The organism is Azospirillum sp. A26 (assembly GCF_042604635.1).
Taxonomy (GTDB): Bacteria; Pseudomonadota; Alphaproteobacteria; order Azospirillales; family Azospirillaceae; genus Azospirillum; species Azospirillum palustre.
Map to the genome: position 1 here is coordinate 2,000,965 of NZ_CP170473.1, position 20,540 is coordinate 2,021,504.

The 20,540-nt window shown below is 67.4% G+C and carries 20 protein-coding genes and 2 tRNA genes; 13 read left to right on the plus strand and 9 right to left on the minus strand.

Annotation, left to right across the window (positions count from 1 at the left end; all coding sequences use genetic code 11):
* Positions 1–39 precede the first annotated feature (39 nt).
* Complete coding sequence (locus ABNQ39_RS23065; RefSeq protein WP_376960893.1) at positions 40–1,674, plus strand: AMP-binding protein; 1,635 nt, start codon at positions 40–42, stop codon at positions 1,672–1,674.
* Positions 1,675–1,679: 5 nt separating this feature from the next.
* On the opposite strand, the gene ABNQ39_RS23070 is transcribed toward ABNQ39_RS23065, so the two are convergent.
* Entirely contained in the window at positions 1,680–2,555 is an 876-nt protein-coding gene (locus ABNQ39_RS23070; protein WP_376960895.1) for a ChbG/HpnK family deacetylase, read from the minus strand.
* 84 nt (positions 2,556–2,639) lie between these two features.
* The gene (locus ABNQ39_RS23075) at positions 2,640–3,590 is read right to left on the minus strand and encodes a DMT family transporter (RefSeq protein ID WP_376960897.1); all 951 of its coding nucleotides are present in this window, start codon (positions 3,588–3,590) and stop codon (positions 2,640–2,642) included.
* Positions 3,591–3,989: 399 nt separating this feature from the next.
* Here ABNQ39_RS23075 and ABNQ39_RS23080 point away from each other — a divergent pair, with 399 nt between their 5' ends.
* The 7 genes from ABNQ39_RS23080 to ABNQ39_RS23110 all read left to right on the plus strand — a co-directional run bounded on the left by ABNQ39_RS23080 (position 3,990) and on the right by ABNQ39_RS23110 (position 10,969).
* The gene (locus tag ABNQ39_RS23080; protein WP_376960899.1) at positions 3,990–5,588 is read left to right on the plus strand and encodes an ABC transporter substrate-binding protein; all 1,599 of its coding nucleotides are present in this window, start codon (positions 3,990–3,992) and stop codon (positions 5,586–5,588) included.
* A gap of 239 nt (positions 5,589–5,827) precedes the next feature.
* Entirely contained in the window at positions 5,828–6,838 is a 1,011-nt protein-coding gene (locus ABNQ39_RS23085) for an ABC transporter permease subunit (RefSeq protein WP_376960901.1), read from the plus strand.
* A 9-nt stretch (positions 6,839–6,847) separates the two neighbouring features.
* A complete protein-coding gene (locus tag ABNQ39_RS23090) occupies positions 6,848–7,771 on the plus strand; it encodes an ABC transporter permease subunit (protein WP_376960903.1) in 924 nt (307 codons plus the stop codon).
* 4 nt (positions 7,772–7,775) lie between these two features.
* Positions 7,776–8,765 carry an ABC transporter ATP-binding protein gene (locus ABNQ39_RS23095; protein ID WP_098737512.1) on the plus strand — a complete coding sequence of 330 codons (990 nt, stop codon included), beginning with the start codon at positions 7,776–7,778 and terminating at the stop codon, positions 8,763–8,765.
* Positions 8,765–9,778 (plus strand): peptide ABC transporter ATP-binding protein, encoded by a 1,014-nt coding sequence (locus tag ABNQ39_RS23100; protein WP_376960905.1) that lies wholly within the window; start codon positions 8,765–8,767, stop codon positions 9,776–9,778. Before ABNQ39_RS23095 ends, ABNQ39_RS23100 begins: the two co-directional genes overlap by 1 nt.
* Before the next feature lie 101 nt (positions 9,779–9,879).
* Positions 9,880–10,368, plus strand: a complete 489-nt coding sequence (locus tag ABNQ39_RS23105; protein WP_098737515.1) for a YajQ family cyclic di-GMP-binding protein — start codon at positions 9,880–9,882, stop codon at positions 10,366–10,368.
* A 193-nt stretch (positions 10,369–10,561) separates the two neighbouring features.
* Positions 10,562–10,969 carry a hypothetical protein gene (locus ABNQ39_RS23110; protein WP_376960908.1) on the plus strand — a complete coding sequence of 136 codons (408 nt, stop codon included), beginning with the start codon at positions 10,562–10,564 and terminating at the stop codon, positions 10,967–10,969.
* 27 nt (positions 10,970–10,996) lie between these two features.
* Here ABNQ39_RS23110 and ABNQ39_RS23115 read toward each other — a convergent pair whose 3' ends face one another.
* A complete protein-coding gene (locus ABNQ39_RS23115; protein WP_376960910.1) occupies positions 10,997–11,212 on the minus strand; it encodes a hypothetical protein in 216 nt (71 codons plus the stop codon).
* Between the two features lie 386 nt (positions 11,213–11,598).
* Between ABNQ39_RS23115 and oxlT the strand changes: the two genes are divergently transcribed.
* Entirely contained in the window at positions 11,599–12,894 is a 1,296-nt protein-coding gene (gene oxlT, locus ABNQ39_RS23120) for an oxalate/formate MFS antiporter (protein WP_376960912.1), read from the plus strand.
* 13 nt (positions 12,895–12,907) lie between these two features.
* Here oxlT and ABNQ39_RS23125 read toward each other — a convergent pair whose 3' ends face one another.
* The 3 genes from ABNQ39_RS23125 to ABNQ39_RS23135 all read right to left on the minus strand — a co-directional run bounded on the left by ABNQ39_RS23125 (position 12,908) and on the right by ABNQ39_RS23135 (position 14,835).
* Complete coding sequence (locus ABNQ39_RS23125) at positions 12,908–13,798, minus strand: S49 family peptidase (protein ID WP_376960914.1); 891 nt, start codon at positions 13,796–13,798, stop codon at positions 12,908–12,910.
* 63 nt (positions 13,799–13,861) lie between these two features.
* Positions 13,862–14,632, minus strand: coding sequence for a tRNA1(Val) (adenine(37)-N6)-methyltransferase (locus ABNQ39_RS23130; RefSeq protein ID WP_376960916.1), 771 nt, complete (start codon positions 14,630–14,632; stop codon positions 13,862–13,864).
* Positions 14,629–14,835 (minus strand): putative signal transducing protein, encoded by a 207-nt coding sequence (locus ABNQ39_RS23135; RefSeq protein ID WP_109449728.1) that lies wholly within the window; start codon positions 14,833–14,835, stop codon positions 14,629–14,631. The genes ABNQ39_RS23130 and ABNQ39_RS23135 overlap by 4 nt, the downstream gene beginning before the upstream one ends.
* Positions 14,836–14,952: 117 nt before the next feature.
* On the opposite strand from ABNQ39_RS23135, the gene ABNQ39_RS23140 reads away from it, so the two are divergent.
* The 3 genes from ABNQ39_RS23140 (at position 14,953) to ABNQ39_RS23150 (ending at position 16,531) form a co-directional block, all read left to right on the plus strand.
* On the plus strand, positions 14,953–15,969 hold the full coding sequence (locus ABNQ39_RS23140; protein ID WP_109490959.1) for a polyprenyl synthetase family protein: 1,017 nt from the start codon (positions 14,953–14,955) through the stop codon (positions 15,967–15,969).
* A 146-nt stretch (positions 15,970–16,115) separates the two neighbouring features.
* A tRNA-Pro gene (locus ABNQ39_RS23145) sits at positions 16,116–16,192 on the plus strand.
* A 262-nt stretch (positions 16,193–16,454) separates the two neighbouring features.
* Positions 16,455–16,531, plus strand: a tRNA-Pro gene (locus tag ABNQ39_RS23150).
* A gap of 69 nt (positions 16,532–16,600) precedes the next feature.
* Here the strand turns inward: ABNQ39_RS23150 and ABNQ39_RS23155 are convergent.
* Positions 16,601–17,389 (minus strand): metallophosphoesterase family protein, encoded by a 789-nt coding sequence (locus ABNQ39_RS23155; RefSeq protein ID WP_376960919.1) that lies wholly within the window; start codon positions 17,387–17,389, stop codon positions 16,601–16,603.
* Between the two features lie 316 nt (positions 17,390–17,705).
* Between ABNQ39_RS23155 and ABNQ39_RS23160 the strand changes: the two genes are divergently transcribed.
* Positions 17,706–18,968: an ABC transporter substrate-binding protein gene (locus ABNQ39_RS23160; RefSeq protein ID WP_376960921.1), complete on the plus strand. Its 1,263-nt coding sequence runs from the start codon at positions 17,706–17,708 to the stop codon at positions 18,966–18,968.
* Positions 18,969–19,143: 175 nt separating this feature from the next.
* Here ABNQ39_RS23160 and ABNQ39_RS23165 read toward each other — a convergent pair whose 3' ends face one another.
* Entirely contained in the window at positions 19,144–19,788 is a 645-nt protein-coding gene (locus tag ABNQ39_RS23165; protein WP_376960923.1) for a trimeric intracellular cation channel family protein, read from the minus strand.
* Positions 19,789–19,888: 100 nt separating this feature from the next.
* Complete coding sequence (locus ABNQ39_RS23170) at positions 19,889–20,449, minus strand: hypothetical protein (protein ID WP_376960925.1); 561 nt, start codon at positions 20,447–20,449, stop codon at positions 19,889–19,891.
* Positions 20,450–20,540 lie beyond the last annotated feature (91 nt).

Here is a 20,540-nt window from a genome sequence, read left to right on the forward strand (position 1 = left end):
GTTCTTCCCGTCCTGCAACGGGGGGAGACGACGCAGCGCATGACGCCATCCGGACATCTCGACAGCTTCACCCGTGACCGGCTGCCGGCGCCGTCGCAGCGCCCCGACCTGATTCTCGACCGTCCCGAACTCCAGTATCCGCAGCGCCTCAACGCCGTATCCGTCCTGATCGACGGCTGGCGCGAGCGCGGCTGGGACGGCCGCCCCTGCCTGATCGGCGGCGATGGCGAGGTCTGGAGCTATGGCCGGATGCGCGACACCGTCGACCGCATCGCCCGCGTCCTGACCGAGGATTACGGGCTGGTCACCGGCAACCGCGTCCTGCTGCGCGGCCCCAACACGCCGATGCTGGCCGCCTGCTGGCTGGCGGTGATCAAGGCCGGCGGGGTGCTGGTGCCGACCATGCCGCTGCTGCGCGCGCCCGAACTGGCCGACGTGCTGAAGCGCGCCTCCATCGACATGGCGCTGTGCGACACCCATTTCCTCGACGATCTGGAAGAGGCGGCGCTGCCGTCGCTGCGCATCGTCGGCTTCCGCGACGGCGAGCTGGAACACCGCATCGCCACCAAGCCGCCGGGCTTCCAGGCCGCCGACACGGCGCAGGACGACGTCGCGCTGATCGCCTTCACCTCCGGCACCACCGGCACGCCGAAGGCCGCCGCCCATCTGCACCGCCATCTGCTGGCGATTTCCGACCTGTCGCCGCGCTCCGTGCTGGGCACGACGGCCGAGGATGTCTTCTGCGGCTCGCCGACGCTGGCCTTCGCCTATGGGCTGGGCGGACTGCTGCTGTTCCCGCTGCGCATCGGCGCCTCGGTGATCCTGCTAGAGCGCGGGACCGCCGACCGGCTGATCGAGGCCGCCACCCGCCACAAGGCGACGGTGATGTTCACCGTGCCGACCGTCTATCGCGGCATGATCGGCCGTATGGCCGCCGACCCGGCGCTGGCGACGGGGCTGTCCGGCCTGCGCCTGTGCATCTCGGCCGGAGAGCCGCTGCCGCAGCAGACCTTCGAAGGCTGGCGCGACGCCACCGGCCTGGAAATCCTCGACAGCCTGGGTACCACCGAGCTGCTGAACGCCGTGCTGCACGCCGTGCCCGGCAATGTGCGGCCGGGCTCCACCGGAAAGCCGGTGCCGGGCTATGAGGCGATGGTGGTGGACGACCAGTTCCGCCGACTTCCCCCCGGTCAGGTCGGCCGGCTGGCGGTGCGCGGGGCGACCGGCTGTCTCTATCTCGACGACCCGCGCCAGGAAAGCTATGTCCAGCAGGGCTGGAACCTGACCGGCGACGCCTTCCACGTCGATGAGGACGGCTTCTTCTGGTATCACGCCCGCACCGACGACCTGATCGTCTCGGCCGGCTACAAGATCTCCGGGCTGGAGGTTGAGAACATCCTGCTGAGCCACGATGCGGTGCAGGAATGTGCGGTGATCGCCGCCCCCGATCCGGTGCGCGGCACCATCCCCAAGGCCTTCGTCGTCCTGCGCGACGATGTCCGTCCCGACGAGCGTCTGGCGGAGGAACTGCAAGCCTTCGTCAAGGATCACATCGCGCCCTACAAATACCCCCGCGCGGTCGAGTTCCTCGACGCCCTGCCGCGGACGGAAACCGGCAAGGTCCAGCGCTTCAAGCTGCGCCGCCGCGCCTGGCAGCCGGACGAGGCGGAGTAGCGCTCCTACCGGGAGAAGCCGGCGAAGCGGGTCAGCCGGATGTTGCGTGCCTCCAGCAGGGCGGCGAACTCCGGCCCGCGCAGATAGTCGTATTCGGCAAGACGCGGCTCGACCAGCGTGTCGACGCGGCGCAATTCCTCGTCGGGCAGGCCGGGGTGGACCATCACCAGAGTCCGGCCGCCGATCCCGTCGCCAATTCCGTCGAGAAAACGGGACATCAGGTCGGCGAAGGGGCGGCTGCCGGCGAAGTCGTAGACGCCGGCGAAGCGGTCGTTGGCCGGAATACCGCGGTCCTGCACCATGCGCCTCAGCCCGCCGCCCAGCCCGCCGATCAGCAGCGTCTTCGGCACCGCCACGCCCCGGCGCAGCACCGCCGCCAGCGGCTCGCCGCACAGGCGGACGTAAGCGCCGGGCAGGGAGGCCAGCGCCTCCACCACCGCATCGCGGACAACCGGCAGCTGGTGGATGTGCTGGTGGCCGTCGATATAGTCGGGCGGGGCTCCCCAGGCGTCGGTGAAGGCGGCGATCTGGCGCGACAGTTCGTCCCGGATCTCCGCCCGTGCCGCCGGGCTGTTCAGCCTCCCGCGATAGGCCCAGCCCATCAGCCGCCCCAGCGGCGGCAGCCGTCCGTCCGGTGCCAGCGTCGGCATCGGCCCCAGCGGCGGCTGGTCTGTCAGGGTGAAATGCAGTCCGATGTCGGCCTTGCCCTTCAGCTCGCGCAACGCATCCGCACCGCTGCGCCAGTGCGGGCAGAGGCTCATGACCGAAGTGGCGGTCAGCCGGCCCTGGGCGATCAGGTCGCGGATGGCGGCGTTGACGCCGGGCGCCAGCCCGTAATCGTCGGCGCAGAGCAGCAAGGGGGTGGATGCGGTATCGGTCATGGCCGGGCGGATGCGGGTGGCGAAGGTCCGGCCAAGATGGGAGGGCGGCCCGTGCCGATCAAGCGATACCGGTTGGCATGCCGCTCAGGCCGCTTTGCCCGCCGGTTCCGCCGCCGGTCTGCGGGCTTGCAGGGTGGCGAGCATCACGCCGGGCAGCACCAGAAGCACGCCCATCAGGTGGAAGCCCTGCAACGGCTCGGACAGCATCGCCCAGGAGGCCAGCGCCGCCCACAGCGGCGACACGTACAGCGCGGTGGAGGCGCGGGCCGCGCCCATCATCACGATGGTCTTCTGATAGGCCAGCAGAGCCAGCACCGAGGCGAACAGCGCCACCGCGACGATTGACAGGACGGTGGACACGGAAAAGGGGACCGGCCGCACCGCCACCGTTTCCCACGCATAGAAAGGTGCCAGCACCAGCACGCCGGCCAGCGCATTGGCGGCGAAGGCGGTGACCACCGGCAGGGGTGTGCCAGATTGCCGCAGCAGGATGGTATAGACCGACCAGGACACCGCCCCGGTCAGCACCAAGAGGTCGCCGCCATTGAAGGACAGGTGCCGCAAAGCCTCCAGATCGCCGCGGGTCAGGATGACGAGCACGCCGGCCATCGCCAGCAGGATGCCGACGATCTGCCGCGGCCGGATGGCGTCGCCCAGCCAGACCGCGGCCAGCGCCAGGATCATCGCCGGGCTGGTGGCATAGATCAGGCTGGCGTTGGTGGCGCTGGTCCGTTCCAGCCCGTAATAGACGATGGCCCCTGAAATCCCCTGGCCCAACACGCCCAGCAGCAGATAGCGCCGCCATTGCGCCTTCAACTGGCCGCGGTGGGCCAGCAGCCCCGACAGGGCGAAGGGCAGCACGATCAGGAAGGCGATCAGCCAGCGCCAGAAGGCCAGCCCGATCGGCGGCACCACATGCGCCGCCGCCCGCCCGACCACGGGGTTGGAGGCCAGCAGCGCGGACCCGACGATGTAGAGGCTGTAGGCGGCCAGCGGCCCGGACCGCAGGGAGGACGGCAGAAGCGGAAAGGGCATGCCGGACCGGTATCCGAAAAATGGTTTCATGACAGGTGCAACCCAGCCTAGCATGGGGTTCGCCGCCGGACTTCACGGCGGGTGCGCATGGCAGCCGACCGCCTCCATCGGCTGCGCGCATTTCCCCGGCGACACACCCGGTAGGCCTGATTCGCCGGGGTAGGAAGCTGCCGGTTCGGTCAACCGGATGGTTGGCTTTGCAACTGTTTCGTTTTCGGGGGCGAAAATGTATCCATACGGACGTATTGGCGCCACGAATTGTGCCCTGCGCCACGGTATAGCCACGTATGCATGTAGGCGTTGACAGGCGCCTTGGGCACGCGCCAAATGGCGGCGCTATTTCCAAAGGCGTTCTGGCAAATTTGCATACGCTCCAATCGGAATCGGGAGGCAAGACGAATGAAGCGCATCCTGCTGGGTGCCGGGCTTGGTATGGCTGCGGCGCTGGCGCTGTCGGCGCCGGCCCAGGCGGCGAAGACCCTTGTTTATTGCTCCGAGGGTAGCCCCGAAAACTTCAACCCCATGTTGAATACGACCGGCACCAGCTTCGACGTTGCTCTTCCGGTCTACAACAACCTCGTCCAGTTCGAGCATGGCGGCACCAAGGTCGTTCCCGGCCTTGCGGAATCCTGGACCATCTCCGACGACGGGCTGGTCTACACCTTCAAGCTGCGTGCCGGTGCCAAGTGGCACAGCGTCGGCGATTTCAAGCCGACCCGCGATGCCACCGCCGACGACGTGATCTTCTCGTTCGAGCGCCAGTGGAAGCCGGATCATCCCTTCCACAAGATCTCCGGCGGCGCCTACGATTACTTCAACGACATGGCGATGCCCAAGTTGTTGAAGTCGATCGAAAAGGTCGACGACCTGACGGTCAAGTTCACGCTGAACGCGGTCGAGGCGCCGTTCCTGGCCAACCTCGCCATGCCGTTCGCTCCGATCATGTCGGCCGAATATGGCGCGATGCTGCTGAAGAAGGGCACGCCGGAGAAGCTGGACCAGGTTCCCGTCGGCACCGGTCCCTTCCAGTTCGTCGCCTACCAGAAGGACGCCGTCATCCGCTACAAGGCGTTCGAACAGTATTGGGGCGGCAAGCAGCCGCTCGACAACCTCGTCTTCGCGATCACGCCCGATGCGGCGGTTCGTCTGGCCAAGCTGAAGGCCAACGAATGCCAGATCATGCCGTATCCGAATCCGGCCGACATCGACGGCATGAAGAAGGACACCTCCATCGTCGTTCAGGAGCAGGAAGGCCTGAACGTCGGTTACGTCTCCTTCAACGTGACGAAGAAGCCGTTCGACGACGTGCGCGTCCGCCGTGCCGTCAGCATGGCGCTGGACAAGAAGGCGACGGTCGCCGCGGTCTATCAGGCCGCCGGCGTCCCGGCCAAGAACCCGATTCCGCCGACCATGTGGTCGTACAACGACGCCATCGAGGATTATCCCTACGACGTCGAGCGCGCCAAGAAGCTGCTCGCCGACGCGGGTTATCCCAACGGCTTCGAGACCGACCTGTGGGCGATGCCGGTGCAGCGCCCGTACAACCCCAACGCCAAGCGCGTCGCCGAGATGATGCAGGCCGATCTGGCCAAGGTCGGCATCAAGGCGAAGATCGTGCAGTACGAGTGGGGTGAATACCGCAAGCGGATGCAGCAGGGCGAGCACCAGATGGGCATGCTCGGCTGGACCGGCGACAACGGCGATCCGGACAACTTCCTCTACACCCTGCTGGGTTGCGAGGCTGCGCGTCCGGGCGGCAACAACCTGTCGAAGTGGTGCAACAAGGAGTTCGACGACCTCGTCGTCCAGGCCAAGCGCACCACCGACATCGCCGCGCGCACCAAGCTGTACGAGCAGGCGCAGGTCATCTTCAAGGAAGAGGCCCCGTGGTACACCATCGCCCATTCGGTGGTTTACATGGGCCTCGCCAAGAGCGTCGTCGGCTACAAGATGGACCCGTTCGGCGTCCATCGCTTCGAAGGCGTCGACCTGAAGTGATGCGCGACGCGCCCCTGTAACAAGGGGGTGCGGCGCCGGGTGTACCGGGTTGGAGGCGTGGGGTTCCGCGCCTCCAACCTTTTGAACAGAGTGGCGTTCCCAACCCTGCGCAAGCGGGGTTGGGCCGGAGTGGGGGCAGGTGCCCCTGATGGAACGGGGTGTCGGCCCGAGCGGTTTTTCTGCCGGGCCAGCGCTCCGTTCCAGTTTTCACCGTAGTTTTAAAAAACGAGTACCCGTCGATGCTTCGCTTCATCCTGACGCGGGTAAGCTTGGTGATTCCGACTTTTCTCGGCATCACCTTTCTGACCTTCATCCTGATCCGGCTGGTTCCCGGCGACCCCATCGAGGTGCGCGTCGGCGAACGGGGTATCGCGCCCGAACGGCTGGCCGCCCTCCGCCATGAACTGGGCCTCGACCAATCGCTCTGGCAACAGTTCCTCGATTATGTCGGCAACGTGCTGTCGGGCGATTTCGGCCTGTCGCTGGTCACCCACAATTCGGTGCTGAGCGAATTCGTCACCCTGTTCCCGGCGACGCTCGAACTGGCGCTGTGCGCCATGCTGTTCGCGACGCTGGTGGGGCTGCCGGCCGGCATCCTGGCGGCGGTCAAGCGCGGGTCGCTGTTCGACCATGGCGTGATGGGCGCCAGCCTGACCGGCTATTCGATGCCGATCTTCTGGTGGGGCCTGCTGCTGATCCTGTTCTTCTCGGTCGCGCTGGGCTGGACCCCGGTTTCGGGGCGCCTGGATCTGGTCTATTACGTGGAGCCGGTGACCGGCTTCATGCTGATCGACACGCTGATGGCCGGCGATTACGAGGCGTTCCGCTCGGCCTTGTCGCATCTGATCCTGCCGACCATCGTGCTCGGCACCGTGCCGCTGGCCGTGGTGGCGCGCATGACGCGCTCGGCCATGCTGGAGGTGCTGGGCGAGGATTACATCCGCACCGCCCGCGCCAAGGGGCTGGCCAGCGGCCGGGTCATCGGCATGCATGCGCTGCGCAACGCGCTGATCCCGGTGGTGACCGTCATCGGTTTGCAGGTCGGCACGCTGCTGGGCGGCGCCATCCTGACCGAGACCATCTTCTCCTGGCCGGGCGTCGGCAAATGGCTGATCGAATCGATCAACCGCCGCGACTATCCGGCCCTGCAGGGCGGCGTCCTGCTGATCGCCACCTCGGTGATCCTGGTCAATCTGCTGGTGGACGTGCTGTACGGCGTCCTCAACCCCCGCATCCGTCACGCGCGGTGAGGCCAATCCATGTCCGCTGAACTCTCGACCAATCCAGAGCCCGCCGTCCCGGAACCGATCGCCGTGTCGCGCCCGCCGCACCCGCTGACCGAGTTCTGGTATCACTTCAAGCAGAACAAGGGCGCGCTGGGCGGTCTGGTGGTGATCGCGCTGATCGCGCTGATCGCCATCTTCGCCGGCGTCATCGCCCCGCACGATCCCGACATCCAGTACCGCGACGCCATCCTGACCCCGCCGGTCTGGCAGGAGGGCGGGACCTGGAGCTACATCCTGGGCACCGACGACATCGGCCGCGACATGATGTCCCGCCTGATGTACGGCGCGCGCCTGTCGATGATGATCGGCCTGATCGTCGTCACCCTGTCGCTGGCCGTCGGGCTGGGGCTGGGGCTGGTCGCCGGCTTCTTCGGCGGCATGGCCGACGTGCTGATCATGCGCGCCATGGACATCCTGCTGGCGCTGCCGTCGCTGCTGCTGGCGGTGGTGGTGGCCGCCATCCTCGGGCCGGGGCTGGTGAACGCCATGCTGGCGGTGTCGGTGGTGGTGATCCCGCATTATGCCCGCCTGACCCGCGCCGCCGTGCTGGCCGAGGTGAACAAGGATTATGTCGTCGCCTCGCGCGTCGCCGGGGCCGGGCCGCTGCGCCTGATGCTGATCGTGGTGCTGCCCAACTGCGTCGCTCCGCTGATCGTGCAGGCGACGCTGGGCTTCTCCACCGCCATTCTCGATGCGGCTGCACTGGGCTTCCTCGGTCTCGGCGCGCAGCCGCCGACGCCGGAATGGGGCACCATGCTGGCCTCCTCGCTCCAGTTCCTCCAGCGCGCCCCCTGGGTCGTGACCTGGCCCGGCATCGCCATCCTGGTGACGGTGCTGGCCTTCAATCTGTTGGGCGACGGTCTTCGCGACGCGCTCGACCCCAAGCTGAAGCGTTGACCTCATGCCTCTTCTCGACATCAAGAACCTGTCGGTCGAGTTCACCACCCGCGCCGGCACCTTCCGCGCGGTGGATGGCATCGACCTGACCGTGGACGAAGGCGAGGTCGTCGGCATCGTCGGCGAATCCGGCTCCGGCAAGTCCGTCACCTCGCTGGCGGTGATGGGGCTTCTCGGCTCCAACGGCCGCGTCGTCGCCGACCGAATGATGTTCGGTGGCCGGGATCTGCTGACCATGCCCGCCGCCCAGCGCCGGAAGATCACCGGCAAGGACGTCGCCATGGTCTTCCAGGAGCCGATGACCAGCCTGAACCCCTGCTTCACCGTCGGTTTCCAGATCATGGAGACCCTGCGCGTGCATGAGGGGCTGTCCGGCAAGGCGCTGCGCAACCGCGCCATCGCGCTTCTGGAGCAGGTCGGCATCCCTGCGCCGGAAACCCGCCTGTCCGCCTTCCCGCACCAGCTGTCGGGCGGCATGAACCAGCGCGTGATGATCGCCATCGCCATCGCCTGCAACCCGCGCCTGCTGGTGGCGGACGAGCCGACGACGGCGCTGGACGTCACCATCCAGAAGCAGATCCTCGACCTGCTGGTCCAGTTGCAGCGCGAGCGCGGCATGGCGCTGATCCTGATCACCCACGACATGGGCGTGGTGGCGGAGACGGCGCAGCGCGTCGTCGTCATGTATGCCGGCCAGGTGGCGGAAACGAGGCCCGTCCAGTCCCTGTTCGAACGGCCGCGCCACCCCTACACCGGCGCCCTGCTCGACGCGCTGCCGGAGCGGGCGCTCGGCAAGCGCCGGCTGCCGACGATTCCCGGCATGGTGCCGGGAATCGCCGACCGGCCGGCCGGCTGCCTGTTCAGCCCGCGCTGCCGCTTCGCCGACGCGCGCTGCCGTGCCGAACGCCCGGCGCTGTTCGATGTGGACGACGGGCGCGCGCGCTGTTTCTACCCGCTGCCGGACGGCCATCCCGCCGCCGGGGAGGCGCTGTGATGAGCATCGAGACCGAACCCCATATCTTCGAGGCCTCGGCCGGCAATTCGGTCGTGCTGGAAGCCCGCGACCTGCGCAAGCACTATGCGGTCAAGCGCGGCGCCTTCAAGCCGATGGCGACGGTGAAGGCGCTGGACGGCGTGTCCTTCCGCCTCCAGGCCGGCAAGACGCTGGCGGTGGTCGGCGAATCCGGCTGCGGCAAGTCGACGCTGGCCCGCTCCGTCACCATGATCGAGCCGCCCAGCTCGGGCGAGCTGCTCTATGACGGCCGCGAGGTCGTCGGGCGCAGTGCCGCTGAGATGAAGGAGCTGCGCCGCACGGTGCAGATGGTCTTCCAGAATCCCTACGGCTCGCTGAACCCGCGCAAGACGGTCGGCTCCATCCTGACCGAGCCGCTGGTCATCAACACCGCCATGGACAAGCACGAGCGGCGCGACCGCGCGGTCGCCATGATGGGGAAGGTGGGCCTGCGCCCGGATCAGGTCGACCGCTATCCGCACATGTTCTCCGGCGGCCAGCGCCAGCGCATCGCCATCGCCCGCGCCCTGATGCTGAGCCCGCGCGTCGTCGTCGCGGACGAGCCGGTGTCGGCGCTCGACGTGTCGATCCAGGCGCAGGTGCTGAACCTGATGATGGATTTGCAGGAAGAGCTGAACCTCGCCTACCTGTTCATCTCCCACGATCTCAGCGTGGTTCGCCACATCGCCGATTCGCTGATGGTGATGTATCTGGGCAAGCCGGTGGAGCATGGCGCCAAGGACGTGGTGTTCAGCCGTCCGCGCCACCCCTACACCCGCATCCTGCTGGCGGCGACGCCGCGGGTGAACCCGGATCTGCGGATGGACCGGGTGGTGCCGAAGGGCGAACTGCCGTCGCCGTTGAACCCGCCGCCCGGTTGCTCCTTCCACAAGCGCTGCCCCTTCGCCACCGAGCGCTGCTCGGCGGAGGTTCCGCCGCTGCGCGCCGTGGACGAACGGCTGGTCGCCTGCCACTACGCCGAACAGATGGACTGACCGGAGTGGCGATCGTTCGGAAGGCGGCTGTTGAGTGCGGCGGCCGTCTTCTTTACGGTTGGCCCGATTCGTTTCGCAGTCCTATCAGGGAGAGTGCCGCCATGCCGTCGTTCGACATCGTGTCCGAGACGGACGTCCACGAGATCGACAACGCCCTCGCCGGTGTCCGCCGCGAGATCGAAACCCGGTTCGACTTCAAGGGCTCCAAATGCACGGTGGAGCGGACCGAGAACGAGATCGTTCTGCTGGCTGACGACGCGCCGAAGCTGGCGCAGATGCAGGAGCTGCTGCGCGTCTATGTGACCCGCCGCAAGCTCGACGCCGCGGCGCTGGATTTCACCGCACAGCCGCAGCGCGCCGCGGGCGATGCCCTGCGCCACACCGTGACGATCAAGCAGGGGATCGCGCAGGATCTGGCGAAGACCATCGTCAAAGGGATCAAGGACAGCAAGATGAAGGTCCAGGTCTCGATCCAGGGCGACGAGCTGCGGGTGACGGGCAAGAAGCGCGACGATCTGCAGGACGCCATCGCCGTGGTCAAGCGGATGGGCATCGAGCAGCCCTTGCAGTACCAGAACTTCCGCGACTGAGGGAGCCGCCAGACCAGCCCTGGCCCGGCAAGCCTTGCCGGGCGGCTGGGAATCTTCTGCCGGGCGGCTGGGAAATTTTTGCCGGTCAAATCGTCGCAGGAGCGGTCCGGCCCTTGTGAATCGCCGGTTGTGTTGATGGCGTGATTTTTGCGTATATCCCTGCGGTTCGCCACAAACCGCCGGGGATCGTCCCATGTCGATGATGGCCAACAGCGAGGCCACGCAAGCCATGCGCATCAGGGCGGAAGACGTCCTGGAGCGCAAAGGGACTCCTGCGTCCAGGCAGGCCGGCGCGCTGGCCGGCCAGTTCGCGGCGATGCTGGAAACGCTGAACGGGGTCGGGGAGGGCGACGCCTCCGGTGCCGGCGGCACGGGAGTGGTGGCGAACGCCCAACCCTCCGTGCGCCTCGGCGTCGGTGCCGTCACCCTGTTCGCGCAGGAAGACGGGCAGGGCGGGGCCGGCATGGCCGCCTCATCCCCGGTGCCCGACCCGCAGGACCCCGCAACCGCGATGCAGGTGGTGGAAAGCGCCATCCAGACCGGCAACGGGGCCAATTTCCGCTGGCTGACCACCCTGCTGACCCAGAACTCCGCGGCCTGATCCGGGCCGCGTTCGGAAGAACCCTCTTCAGAAACCCCGGCCGAACTCGGCCCAGGACAGCGCGACGTCCGGCGACTCCGGCTTACGCTTGCCGCCGCCATGGCGGGTGCGGAAACCGGCGAACAGATCCGGTAGGGCGATGTGCGGGAACGAAGCGGGGAGGTCGACTCTCGCAGGGGCGAAGCCGGCGGGGGCCAGAGTGGCGGAACCGGCGAACAGGCGGGTCAGGATGCTGGACATCATGCGATTTCCCCTGGCTGCGGCGCGGCTCGTCAGCGCCGTTGAACATGAGCGGATCATGCGCCCGTCCCCGCACCGCAACAAGATATTCTGTATACCAGATACCGTATTTCAAATATGTGTGCGCTGCATGGCTCTGCCTTGACAGTTCTGTTCGCAAGGCAAGCAATCCGTGCATGCCTGCCAGCGTAAAAAAGCGAGACTTTTCAACGCATTCCACGATGTGGAAAAGAATAACGCATTCGGTATCCGGTATTTGGAATACGGATTGTTGAGGCGCACAGTCATGTCCGAACGGCGCTCGACGCGGTGCGATACGGGTGGCCCGCCACAGCGGACAGCCACACCCCGCCGATCCTGCGCTCCCACGCTCAACGGGACTTTGGGGCATGACCACAGAGACGACCGAAGACCGCGGTCTTCTGCACAACAAATGGTTCCAGCTCAGCGTCGGCCTGCTGTGCATGGCGATGATCGCGAACCTGCAATATGGCTGGACGCTGTTCGTCGATCCCATCGATGCCAAGCATGGCTGGGGACGCGCAGCGATCCAGATCGCCTTTTCCATCTTCGTCTTCACCGAAACCTGGCTGGTTCCGGTCGAGGGCTGGTTCGTCGACCGCTACGGCCCGCAGGTGGTGGTGCTGATCGGCAGCCTGCTGGTCGGCGGCTCCTGGGTGATCGACAGCCAGGCCACCTCGCTGCCGATGCTCTACACCGCGGCGGTGATCTCCGGCATCGGCGCCGGCTGCGTCTATGGCACCTGCGTCGGCAACGCGCTGAAGTGGTTCCCGCAGCAGCGCGGCCTCGCCGCGGGCGTCACCGCCGCCGGCTTCGGCGCCGGTGCGGGCGCCACGGTCATCCCCATCGCCAACATGATCGCCTCCCAAGGCTACGAGCAGGCCTTCCTGGTCTTCGGCATCGGGCAGGGCGTGGTGATCTTCGTGCTGTCCTTCTTCCTGCGCAAGGCGCCGAAGTCGAGCGGCCCGGTGCGCAAGAGCGGGCTTGCCCAGACCAAAATCGACCACCCGCCGTCCCGCGTCATCCGCACCCCGGTCTTCTGGCTGCTCTACGTCATGTTCGTGATGGTGGCTTCCGGCGGCCTGATGGCGGCGGCCCAGATCGCGCCCATCGCCCACGACTTCCACGTCGCCGATTCGCCGATCAACATGTTCGGCCTCGTCCTGCCGGCGCTGACGCTGGCGATCTCCATCGACCGCATCCTCGACGGCGCCGGCCGGCCCTTCTTCGGCTGGGTGTCCGACCGCATCGGCCGCGAGAACACCATGTTCATCGCCTTCGGCATCGCGGCGCTCGCCATCATCCTGGTGACGCAGCTCGGCCGCAACCCGGTGATGTTCGTGATCTTCACCGCGATGTTCTTCTGCGTCTTCGGCGAGATCTACAGCCTGTTCCCGGCCACCGCCGGCGACACCTTCGGCTCGAAGTTCGCGGCGACCAACGCCGGCATGCTCTACACCGCCAAGGGCACGGCGGCGCTGCTGGTCCCGCTCAGCAGCATCATCGCCAGCCATTTCGGGTGGCACGCCGTGTTCTACATCGCCGCCAGCTTCAATCTGGTCGCCGCGGTGCTGGCATTGTTCGTCCTGAAGCCGCTGCGCGCGGCCTTCATCCAAGCCGACGATTACGGGCTTCAGGCGGCACCGGTCACCGCCGAGCGCTGACGGCGGCTTCTCCTCAACGCCCCAGCTTCGCCCAGGCCGCCCACTCGTCGAGAGAGGTGCGGGCGGCCGCGACCAGGGCATCGGCGAAGGCCTCATGCGCCCCGGCTTCCAAGGCCGGGGCGTTGCCGTATCCGGCGCGCAGCCTCAGCCGCCGCAGCATGCCGCCCTCCTGCTGCACCACGCGCAGCCGGACCTTCTCGCCGAAGCGCCCACGCATGACCGAGCGGAGGTCGCCCAGCCCGTCGATCAGCCCGAGCGCCAGCGCCCGCCGCCCGGCCCAGAAGGCGCCGGAGAACAGCTCCTCCTCCGGACCGGTCAGCCGGCTGCCGCGGCGGGTCCGCACCATCGCCTTGAACGCCTCGTGCACGTCGGCCTGGAGCGCCTTCAGATGGGCAACGCCATCCTCCCGCTCCGGCGAGAAGGGGTCGAGCAGCACCTTCTTGTCGCCGGCGGTGTAGAGGCGCCGTTCGATACCGTGGCGCTCGATCAGCCCATGCAGCCCGAAGCCGGACGACACCACGCCGATGGAGCCGACGATGGAGCTTTCATCGGCCCAGATCTCGTCCGCCGCGCAGGCCAGCCAGTAGCCGCCCGAGGCCGCGGCATCCTCGCAGAAGGCGAAGACCGGCAGTTTCTTCTCTTCCGCCAGATCGCGGATCCGCTTGGCGATCAATGCCGACTGCACCGGCGACCCGCCCGGCGAGTTGACGATCAGCGCCACCGCCTTCTGGTCCTTGGGCGCGAAGGCGCGCTCCAGCAGCGGGGCGACGCCGGCCAGCGTCAGGCCGGAGCGGAGCGGACCGCCCTGGCCGATGACCCCGGTCAGGCGGACGACGGACACCAGCGGCCCGGCCTTGCGCCAGGGGCCGAAGGGGAGTTTGGCGAGGAGGGATTTCAGGCTCATGCCGGCAGAGATGGGAGTGTAGTCTCCCGATTGAAAGGCACAGTTCCCGTTAAATCGGCCCCGCTAAATCGTGAGCGCTTCCGCGTCCCTCAGCACCCGCTCCGCCTCCGGGCTGTAGCCGCCTTCGGCCTTGTGCACCGTCAGGCCGGCGGTCAGCCGGGCCGGCGCTCTGCCGCCCTTGCGGGCGACCAGCAGCAGCCGCTTGGCCTCCACCCCCGGCTTGGGCCACAGCGGCACCAGGACCAGGCTGCCGAACCGGCCGCGCAGCGCGTGCAGGATGTCCTCGATCCGGTCGGCGCGATGGACCATCGTCAGGGTGCCGCGCGGCTTCAGCATGCAGCCGGCGAAGCGCACCCAGTCGGCCAGTTGCGCCGTGCCTTCGACATTCGCGGCGGCCTTCCAGCCGTCGGGCGGGACGCTGGCGGCCCCCGCCTTCAGATAGGGCGGGTTCATCATCACCCGGTCGAATCCGGCGCCGCGGAGCGCATCCGGCGGCGCCAGCAGGTCGCCCTCCACCACCGTCACCCGCTCCGCGACACCGCTGAGCGCGGCATTGCGGCGGGCGAAGGCGCAGGCGTCGGCCCGCTGTTCCAGTCCGACCACCGCCGCTCCCGGCACCCGGACGGCGAGGCACAGTGCCGCAGCCCCGGTGCCGGTGCCGACATCCAGCACCCGCTCGCCGGCGCTGGCGGCGGTGATCGCGGCGAGGAAGACCGGATCGATGGCGGCACGATAGCCGCCCTCGGGCTGGAGCAGCCTGACCCGGCCGTTCAGCAGGAAATCGGCGGGCGCGTCGATGTCTTGTTCCGGAACCGGAATGATCGTGCCGGTCACGCCTCGCCGGCCTCGCGCAGGATGCGGACGGCCTGTGCGGCGTCGTCGGTATCGACCATCAGCCGCCGGGGGATGGCACCGATGGACCCTTCGAGGATGCTGGTGTAGCTGTCCAGCACGATGGCCTCGATCCCGGCATCGGCCAGCAGGGCGACCAGCCAGGACAGGCGGACGGGATCGGTGGTGCGCAGCAGTTCGGTCATGGTTTCTCGAAAGGACGGGCGTCTCGAAATAACGGCCCCCTGCGGACTTGACCGAAGAGCCTAGGCCGTTATGCTCCCTAGCGCAAATTCTGGCGTCAATCATCCGTGGAGTCGACCTTGGCGGTCGTGACCAACTTCGAGCCGAAACGGCGCAAGTCTACCCCGCTCGACGACCTGACCGCTTTGGTGGCCGAGGACCTCAGCGCCGTCAACCAGATCATCCTCGACCGCATGCAGTCGCAGGTCGAGATGATTCCCCAGCTGGCGGGCTATCTGATCGCCGCCGGCGGCAAGCGCCTGCGCCCGGTGCTGACGCTGGCGGCCGCCAACCTGTGCGGCTATCAGGGCGAGCATCACCGGCTGCTGGCCGCGGTGGTGGAGTTCATCCACAGCGCGACCCTGCTGCACGACGACGTGGTCGACGAGAGCGACCTGCGCCGCGGCATGGCCTCGGCCAACGCGGTGTTCGGCAACAAGGCCAGCGTGCTGGTCGGCGATTTCCTGTTCTCCCGCGCTTTCGAGATGATGGTGGAGGTGCAGTCGCTCGACGTGCTGCGCATCCTGTCCGGTGCCTCCGCCATCATTGCCGAGGGCGAGGTGCTGCAACTGCGCACCACCAACGACACCGAGACCAGCGAGCAGGCTTACCTTGAAGTCATCAAGGGCAAGACCGCCGAGCTGTTCGCCGCCGCCTGCCGCGTCGGCGCCGTCGTCGCCAACCGCCCGCAGGCGGAGGAGATGGCGCTGTACGACTACGGCATGAATCTCGGCATCGCCTTCCAACTGGTCGACGATGTGCTGGATTACTCGGCCTTGCAGGCGAAGCTCGGCAAGACGGTCGGCGACGATTTCCGCGAGGGCAAGATCACCCTGCCGGTCGTGCTGGCCTTCCGCCGCGGCAACGACGAGGAACGCGCCTTCTGGCGCCGGGTGATGGAGGAGCTGGACCAGAAGGACGGCGACCTGGAGCGTGCCCAGGCGCTGATGGCCCGCCACAACGCCCTGAAGGACACGGTGGAGCGTGCGCGCCATTACGGCTCCATCGCCCGTGACAGCCTGGGCCTGTTCGCCGACGGGCCGGTCAAGCAGGCGCTGCTGGAAGTCATTGATTTCGTGATCGATCGCGATTTCTGACGAGGCTGCGGAGCGGGTGGATCGACGGTCCGGATCTTTTTGACGATGACGCATTTTTTGCGTTGCGCCCCCGACCCGGACCGTTTATACACCCCCTCCACCGGCGGACGGCGCACTCAAGAGTGACTGGCCGACGGTGACAGGACCGGAGAGTAGCTCAGCCTGGTAGAGCACTGCTTTCGGGAGGCAGGGGCCGGAGGTTCGAATCCTCTCTCTCCGACCATAAAGACAAGGGCTTCCGGAGAAATCCGGGAGCCCTTTGTCGTTTCCAAGCTGTCGTTTCGGGGCCGTCGTTTCAGCGCTGCCGTCCGGTAGGGCGGAACGGCCGGATGAAATGCCCCGACAAAATGGCCCCATAAAATGGCATGGCAAAAATGCAGCGGCCGGGCTGTGACTTTGCATTGCGTCGCCGGCCGGAACCGTTTATACACCCGCTCCACCGACGGACGGCGCACTTCAGAGTGACCGGCCGGTGGTGACAGGACCGGAGAGTAGCTCAGCCTGGTAGAGCACTGCTTTCGGGAGGCAGGGGCCGGAGGTTCGAATCCTCTCTCTCCGACCATAAAGACAAGGGCTTCCGGAGAAATCCGGGAGCCCTTCGTCGTTTCCAAGCTGTCGTCTCAAGGCTGTGTCACACCGTGCACAGGAACCGCCGCTCCGTCCCTTCCAGCACCAGGGCGGTCAGGCGGTTAGTGGCGTAGGCGCCGGTGTCGATGCCGATGCGGTTGGGCAGCAGTTCCGGCTCCGGCGCGATGGTGTGGCCATGGACGACAATCTTGCCATGGTCGGCGCGCGACGCCAGGAAGGTCTCGCGGATCCACAGCCTGTCCTGGTCCTCCTGCCGGTCGAGCGGGACGCCAGGACGGACGCCGGCGTGGACGAAGTGGTAGTCGCCGATGGTCAGATGGTTGCGCAGGCCCGTCAGGAAGGCGCGGTGATGGGCGGGCAGCAGGCTGTTCAGCATCAGCTGCGCCTGTTGCAGATGCTCCACCGGCGCATCGGGGTCAGGGGCCGGGATGCCGTAGCTCTCCAGGGTCGCGTCGCCGCCATAGGTCAGCCAGCCGGGGGCGACGCGCAGGTCCGACAGGAAGCCCAGCATCGTGTCCTCGTGGTTGCCGCGCAGGAACACGGCGCCGAAGGCCGGCGGCAGCCCGCAGGCCAGCCGTTCGATCACCAGCCGCGAATCCGGGCCGCGGTCGACGTAATCGCCAAGGAAGACGAGGTATTTCAGCAGGTTCGGCGCCTGGTCGGCATCGCGGGCGATCTGCCCCAGCATCTGCTCCAGCAGGTCGAGCCGGCCATGGATGTCGCCGACCGCATAGACGCGCATGCCGCGCGGCACCGTTGCCGGTCCCGTCCGCCCGGCCGAGGAAGCGCCCGACGTGGCATCAGCCCACAGTTTCCGTGCCAAGCTCAACACGCGGCAGCTCTCGACTTTGTCACAATTCACCCACTCAGCTGTGTCCGGGCCGCCGGCTCTTCAAGGGGGCGAAGGGGGCTTCTTCTGTTGCACCGCATTCACGCCATTCGCGGGGATGGCGAGCGCCTCGTCGAGGGTGACGGTCCGGCCGCTGGCGGGCATGTGCTTTCAATCCCTCGCGAAACGAAGGCCATTGCGAAACGAAGGACTTCGGCGATTCCACTTTGACACGGAGGGCGGACGCGGTGAACTCTTCGGTCGATCAGAGCGGACCCGATCCGCAGTGCGTCCAGCCAAAAAAGGCCCCCGCAGCATCATGACCAACGACCATAAGAACCGTTCCACCGGAGGACTCGCCCTTTCCCGCCGCACGCTGGGGCAGGCCGCCATTGCCGGCGGCGTGCTGGCCGGCTTCGGCCGTGCGCCGGTCTTCGCGCAGGACACCACGCTGAAGGTCGGCGTGCTGCTGCCGCGGTCCGGCCTGCTGGCCCAGGCCGGTCAGGCCTGCCAGCGCGGCGCCGACATCGCGCCTGCGGTGCTGTCCGAACTCGGCTACAAGGTCGAGGTGCTGTCGGCCGATACCGAATCGAACGCCGACGTCGCCCGTTCGCGCACGGAAAAGCTGATCAACGATGGCGCCCATGTCATCGTCGGCGCCTTCGACAGCGGCCAGACCGCCGCCGCCGCCCAGGTCTGCGAGCAGCGCGGCGTGCCGCTGGTGATGAACATCGCCGCCGCCGACAAGCTGACCGAGCAGGGCTACAAGACCGTCTTCCGCAACTTCCCGACCTCCACCATGCTGGTGTCGAACGGGATGTCGCTGATGAAGGAGCTGTTCGCCGCCACCGGCACCACGCCGAAGACGGCCGTGTTCCTGCACGCCAACGATACCTTCGGCATGGCGAACAAGGCCGCCATCGACGCGCTGTTCCCCAAGCTGGACATGCCGTTCCAGATCGTGGAGTCGATCTCCTACGATCCCAAGGCGCAGGATCTGGCGGTCGAGGTGGCGAAGGCCAAGGGCACCGGGGCCGAACTCGCCATCGTCACCACCCGCGCCAACGACGCCATCATGATGGTGCGCGAGATGGTGAAGCAGCGCTGGGAGCCCAAGGGCATCGTCTCCCCCGGCTCGCCCGGCCTCTATGACGAGCAGTTCTACAAGGTGCTGGGCAAGTACGCCGACTACGCCATCACCAACCTGCCCTGGTACGATCCCAAGGCGGCGATGACCAAGCGGGTCGAGGCGGCCTTCAAGAAGCAGTTCCCGAACGACCGGTTCGAAGGCTATGCCTTCAACGTCGCCTTCACCTTCGAGGCGATCCTGATCGCCGCCGACGCCTTCAAGCGCGCCGGCACGGCGGAAGCCTCGGCGATGCTGGCGGCGCTCCGCCAGACCAACCTGTCGGACAAGCTGATGGTCGGTCCGGCGATCACCTTTGACGACAAGGGCCAGAACACCAACCTGATCTCCGCCTGCATCCAGAACCACAAGCTGCGCCCGACCGTGGTGCTGCCCAAGGCCTCGGCGGAAGCCGAGCCGGTGTTCCCGATGCCGGGCTGGGGCAAGCGCGCTTGATGTGAAGCGTTCCCAACGCTCCCTCTCCCGTCCCGGGAGAGGGAAGGGGCCCATGCGGAGCATGGGAAGGGTGAGGGGGATTCCAAGAATCGGATCCATGTTCGGATCACCCCTCACCCTCCCCACGCCTTCGGCGCGGGCCCCCTCCCTCTCCCGGGGCGGGAGAGGGCCTACCTCAACTCCCCGGCGCCCGTGGCGCGCTCCAGTTGCGCAGCACGCTGACCACGCGCAGCGTGAACACGGCGAGCGCGCCGACCACCGCGACCGGCACCGGCGGCAGGTCCAGGCGGTTGCCGGCGATCACCACCGCGGCCCCCAGCAGCGAGGCCATGGCGTAGATTTCCTCGCGCAGCACCCGCGGCACCTCGGCCACCAGCAGGTCGCGCACCGCACCGCCGCCGCAAGCGGTCAGCGCCCCCAGCAGGGCGGCCGGCAGCGGGCTCAGCCCAAAGGCCAGTGCCTTGCCGCAGCCGGCGACGGTGAACAGCCCGAGACCGGCGGCATCCAGAACCATCACCGGTTTGCCCAGCCGGTTGATCGGCTTGTGGAACAGGAAGGCGGTCACCCCGGCGGCCAGCGCCACCATCAGATAGCGGTCGTCATTCAGGCTGGCCGGCGGCAGCGCGCCGATCAGCAGGTCGCGCACCACGCCGCCGGCCAGCGCCGCGGCCAGCGACAGCACCATCACCCCGAACAGGTCCAACCGCTTGCGCACCGCCAGCGTGCCGCCGCTGAGGCCGAAGACGAACACGCCGATGAAATCCATCACCGTCAGCAGGGCGGAGAGGTCGGTCGGCATCGGAATGGGAAGCGGCGGCATGGATGGGCTCTCGGTCGGGCTCAGCGGAGGGTGTTTGCCCAGCGATTGAGCACAGCCGCCCCGGCCGCGCCAAGCAAAACCTCCTCTCCCGCAACCTCCGCTACACCGTGTCGGGCGCCGACAGCCGGATGCCCATCCGCCGCGCCTCCAGCATGAAGGCGCGGGTCATCTGCAACAGGTCGGTGCGCCAGTAGAGCTGGGTCAGCGGCTCGTCGAGGAAGTCTTCCGGCAGCATGGCGTAGCAGTAGGTCTCCACCACCCGGATGTCCTGCCTCCACGGATCGACGCCGTCGCGCCAGCCGATGGTCCAGCCGGCATGGCCGGCGCCGATGGCCCAGCGTTCGAAATGCGGGGCGATGGTGTTGCTGTCGATGGGATCCGTCACCGGCACCTGATAGAGCGCGACGAAACGCCGGACATTCAGCTGAAGCCGCATCAGCAGCGAATCGCCGAAGGCGCCGATGCGATAGAGGCAGTCGGGAGAGCCCGGCGCATGGCTGAAGGTCACCTCGGTCCGCCGCAGTTCGCTCAGCGGCGTGGCGGACGGGGCGTCGGCCAGCGGCGGCGTCTCATACTCGACGGCCCGCAGATCCTCGACCACGTCATGGGTCAGCATGTGGGAAACGCGGCTCTGCGCCTCGGCGATGGTCAGGCGGGTCAAGGGGCTGGTCCCTTCAGGCAAATTGCGAAGCGGTCAGGAGACGAACGCCCTCTCCGGCGATTTGTTCAGGAGCCCTTTGTTGGGGATGTTG